The organism is Terriglobus sp. YAF25 (assembly GCF_052113305.1).
Taxonomy (GTDB): domain Bacteria; phylum Acidobacteriota; class Terriglobia; order Terriglobales; family Acidobacteriaceae; genus Terriglobus.
Map to the genome: position 1 here is coordinate 1 of NZ_JBFRCY010000416.1, position 4,134 is coordinate 4,134.

The window sequence follows — 4,134 nt, forward strand, 5'->3', positions numbered from 1 at the left end:
CACAACCACAGTCGGATCCGCAGGAACCCCTGGTCGTCCTGGACACTAGAAGAATGGACCATTGAGGGGGTACGCCCAAACGCGAGAAAATTCCGCCCGGGAACGTCATTGGCGCGGTTTCCGGTCACTGCTGCGATCCTAGGCGGTTTCCCGTACATGTTTGCCCCGGTTTTGGTCGCTGCTTGGGGTCTGCGCTCTGGCGTGTCGGGAAACATCTGTTTGACGTACCCCCGCGCCAACCCCCAAACCTAAAAGTAATGTTGGGCTTGGGCTTGATGTCGACGCCCAGCATGCACCCGATGTCGGAAATCCAGCTAGTACGCACTTCTGAAAGATACAAGGGGCGCGTGCGAGCGCGCCCTCCGTGAATGCCCCGAGGAGAACAAACAGATGGCACATCTCGCACAACTCGTATGGATTCACCAGCAGTACGCGCCGAAGGACGCAATACCTGATATTTTCGGTGACCCATTTCTGGTCAGCCAGAATCGGCTGTTCCGAAACACCCGGAAAGGTGTCCTGGATAAGGGATATCGCTTTATCGCGGGCGGTTCACCACTGGCAAAATACTACGAGGCCGCGCCGCTCCTGATGCTGGGTGAATTGCTCTCAGAAAGGACCCTTCCATACCGTTCTACCCTGCCGCCAGTTCAGCAGTTGTTGAGCCGTACACCAACCATCGAGATTGAGGACCATGTTCTGCTTTCCCTCGCGACGAAGAACGTGGTATTTCACGAGTCATTGCATGGATTCGGATCTCACTACATCGACTCGGAGCTCGATGAAGCGGGTATCACGGATCCTGGGCAGCGCTTTGTCATCGCATCTGCGTTGGTCGAGTCGTTCGCAAACACGGTGGAGCGTCTTGCCTTCCATGAGGCCATCGAGCCGATGCATCGCCTGTTTCTTTTGATGAACACGTACGTGACGTATTCCGCTGAGACTTGTAAGTTGCTAAACGATATCGTGAGTCATTTCGGCCCGCGTAGCGCTTTTCGCATGGGGATGGGCGTTCTTTGCCTTTTGAACCTTCGCCGAACGGACCCTTCGGCTGCGGATCTGGCAACAATTGCAGATTCGGCCGCAGTGCCCCAATCTCTCACTAAAGCAGAGAGAAGGCTTTTGACCGAATCCGCCAATTTCTTGTGGGGGCTGCCGCGCGAATTTCGCGATGGTACCTCACGCTTCTTCTATCGAATGCACAGCCATGAGAAGGAATATCTCGATATTTCAGGTCAGCCGAGTTTTGCTCCACCCTGCACCGCAGAGATGATCAGCCATTGGGCAGACACAATGTTTGACCACGTCTGGGAAAGTCAAACGGAGGGCGCGGACTCGATCTAGGAGCGGAAATCATAATGGAATACAGGATATTCAAACATATCCTTCCCCCCGGGCAAGGTGAATTTTCCGAATGCTTATATCGAGCGAGGCCTCGAATCCGATCGTTTCAGGAATCCGGATCGGTTGGGGCCAGCGAGTCGCGCGGCCTATGGAGACCCATTGACGGAGCGGTTGTCGGGGGACGTCTGTTTGACGTACCCCCGCGCCAACATCGGTTTTGCGCTCATGCCGGAAAAATCTGGCTAGAAGCGATTCGTGGAATAATCCCGACGACGCTGGTTTAGTGTTGGTATCGCGTAGCACGGCCTTTTTTGTGTAGGTCCAACGGTCGTTCAGAAGAGATTGATACGGGTGCCGCGATGGTCTGGCTAGCTGGTATCGTTCCAGTGTCATGCGAATGGACCGTCGACAACTTCTTCAGTTACTCGCACTCTCCGGGGCAGGCGCCGCGGCGGCACGCGGTTTCGGCGCTCCTGCCCGCAAGCGGCCACCGAACATCATTGTCATCCTGTCAGACGATGTCGGCTACGGGGATCTAGGCTGCTACGGTGCAAACGATGTAAAGAYCCCGCACATTGATGAGCTGGCGAAGGATGGACTCCGGTTCACCAACGCGCACTGTGATGCGGCGACCTGTACCCCTTCCCGCTACGCGTTGCTCACCGGCAGTTACGCTTGGCGGAGAGATGGAATCCAGGTGCTCCCCGGCGATGCGAAGCTTCTGATCCAACCGGATCAGCCAACCATCGCGTCGATCCTCAAGAAAGCCGGATACAGAACCGGGCTCGTCGGCAAGTGGCACATCGGCCTGGGAAGCGGAACCATTGATTGGAATACTTCCATCGAGCCGGGACCATGCGAAGTGGGCTTTGAGGAAGCGTTCTTCTTCGCTGCAACAGCCGACCGTGTACCCACGGTCTATATCCACGATCACCGAGTCGTTGGACTCGATCCGGCAGATCCGATCCAGGTCTCGTATCGCACGAAGGTCGGAAGCGATCCCACGGGGCGGGAGAATCCAGACCTTCTCAAGATGAAGCTGAGTGAAGGACATGATGGGACGATCGTCGACGGCGTTAGCCGAATCGGCTTTATGACCGGAGGAAAGTCAGCTCGCTGGACAGACGAGAACATGGCAGCCACGTTCACGGACAAGGCCGTCGAGTTCATCGAGAAAAACCACAACCAGCCATTCTTCCTGTACTTCACACCCAGCGACATTCACGTACCGCGTATGCCGAACGAGCAGTTCGCCAACAAAAATACCTGCGGCATCCGGTGCGATGTATTGAATGAACTCGATTGGAGCGTCGGGCGCATCGTCGACAAGCTCAGGAGCCTGCACCTTGAAGAAGATACGATCGTTATCTTCTCTTCCGACAACGGCCCCGTTGTTAACGACGGCTACGATGATGGAGCGGACCCATCATACCGACAGCCATCCGCCTGCCGGTCCTTGGCGTGGAGGCAAGTACACCATCACCGAAGGTGGCACACGCATACCCTTCATCGTGCGCTGGAAAGGAAATGTAAAATCCGGCGTCTCTGATGCGCTCATCAGTCAGTTGGATCTCACCGCAAGCCTGGCTAACTTCACCGGAACACGAGTTCCTCAGGGCGCTGCGGGAGATAGCGAGAACGTACTGCCCGCACTCCTCGGGCGTTCAAAGATCGGGCGTCAATCTCTCGTCGAAGAAGGACAGTGTCTGGCACTGATCGAAGGCGACTGGAAACTCATCGATCGGGCACAAAGACCTGGAACCACTCCTCAACCAAAAGGCCGATACATCCCCGATACCATCCTGGGCGATGCTCCGCGAGAGACTCCGCCACAGTCAGCGACTGAGCTCTACAACCTCAAGGCTGATCCGCACGAGATGCACAACCTTGCGACCCAGCATCCGGAGATCGTGGATAGGATGCAACGGAAGCTCGCCGGCATTCGTTCGCGTCGAACTCCCTAAAGAGCGTGGCTAAAGTATTTGAGAATTGTCTGTTAAACGAGATCGATTGCAACCACCTCATGTAACGCGATGGATGGAACCTCCAACCGGAGAAATCCTTCCTGGTGCGTATAGTTCGGCTTCGTCCCCGCGACCAGCAGTTTTACCTGTTTCACCTTGCGACCGGCTGGGATTTGAACTTTCACCCTTTGCGCAGAGATTGGGATGATCTCGCGTACCGGGCCCTTCATCATCATGGGGTTGGTCAGGTTCACCAGGTGGGCAGTGATGGAGCTCTTCTGCTCCCAGACGGAAACATCCAGCACACCTTTCCCTTCGACCGTCAACGGAGCGGGCTCATCCGTTGCCCAGAGCACCGCATTGCGGAGCAGCCTGGCCTGATCGAAGTTCAACGTCTCCCAGAACGTTCGATCGACGTCGCCGGGCAGATAAACCACACGCCCCTTGCCTACCTGACGAACGATAGCGCCAGGCTGCCCAGCAGGCGCATCTTCGCGGGGAAAGACCTCTTCCATCGGAAGATCCGGATAGGTGGGGATCACCTGCAAAGGATATGTTCCTTCGCCCGCCGGGGTGACCGATACCTGATTCACAGCATTGATGATGCGTACGGCGTTTTCGAAATCCTTCAGAAGAGGATGAAATTGCCCCGATGAGTCTTTCTTCAGACTCAAGTAAGAGTTCTTCATGGGGCCTTCCACTCTGCCTGCGTAATTAACACCGAAGAGAGAGGCGAGGCCAAAGTTTGGCTGACGAACGCCCCACTCGTTATACAGCGATGTCTCATTGGTGGCGATCAGGCCGCCGCCATCTCGCACAAACGTCT

General features: G+C 56.0%; 3 protein-coding genes and 1 pseudogene. 3 read left to right on the top strand and 1 reads right to left on the bottom strand.

Features of this window, described 5'->3' with window-relative positions; all coding sequences use genetic code 11:
* Window positions 1–390 precede the first annotated feature (390 nt).
* From AB4043_RS16895 to AB4043_RS16905, 3 genes are all read left to right on the top strand, one after another.
* Window positions 391–1,344, top strand: a complete 954-nt coding sequence (locus tag AB4043_RS16895; protein WP_442300420.1) for a hypothetical protein — start codon at window positions 391–393, stop codon at window positions 1,342–1,344.
* Window positions 1,345–1,741: 397 nt separating this feature from the next.
* Window positions 1,742–2,893, top strand: coding sequence for a sulfatase-like hydrolase/transferase (locus tag AB4043_RS16900; RefSeq protein WP_442307583.1), 1,152 nt, complete (start codon window positions 1,742–1,744; stop codon window positions 2,891–2,893).
* Window positions 2,853–3,308 carry a hypothetical protein gene (locus AB4043_RS16905; RefSeq protein ID WP_442307584.1) on the top strand — a complete coding sequence of 152 codons (456 nt, stop codon included), beginning with the start codon at window positions 2,853–2,855 and terminating at the stop codon, window positions 3,306–3,308. Before AB4043_RS16900 ends, AB4043_RS16905 begins: the two co-directional genes overlap by 41 nt.
* Before the next feature lie 32 nt (window positions 3,309–3,340).
* On the opposite strand, the pseudogene AB4043_RS16910 reads toward AB4043_RS16905, so the two are convergent.
* Window positions 3,341–4,134 (bottom strand): annotated as a pseudogene (locus tag AB4043_RS16910) (hypothetical protein); the annotation flags it as partial.